Origin of the sequence: Paenibacillus sp. MER TA 81-3 (assembly GCF_023713585.1) — a bacterium.
In the GTDB taxonomy this organism is placed as follows: domain Bacteria; phylum Bacillota; class Bacilli; order Paenibacillales; family Paenibacillaceae; genus Paenibacillus_B; species Paenibacillus_B profundus.
Genome location: NZ_JAMAWB010000132.1, coordinates 1 through 255, shown reverse-complemented (window position 1 = coordinate 255; position 255 = coordinate 1). Strand labels below are relative to the sequence as shown.

Annotated in this window: 1 protein-coding gene; it reads right to left on the bottom strand. The window is 47.1% G+C overall.

Going from position 1 to position 255, the window contains the following annotated elements; all coding sequences use genetic code 11:
* A partial coding sequence (locus M3650_RS31565; RefSeq protein ID WP_251580308.1) for a transposase occupies window positions 1–255 on the bottom strand: 255 nt, incomplete at both ends.

Below are 255 nucleotides of genomic sequence, written 5' to 3'. Positions count from 1 at the left end.
TTCCATAACCCTTCAACAACGTTGAGATGCGGGCTGTATGGGGGCAGAAACACAAGTTCAAGACGCCCTTTCATTTTATCCAAAAATGGCTGCAGCAGCTTGGCATGATGAATGCGTGCATTATCTAACACGATTGCGATTTGGCCTGCAGGGTATTGAGTAACAATCTTTTCAAGAAAGCTCAAAAAGGTCTCGGCTGTGTACTGCTCATCCTCCTGCCAAACGATTTGACCGGTGGCATAATCCACCGTGGCT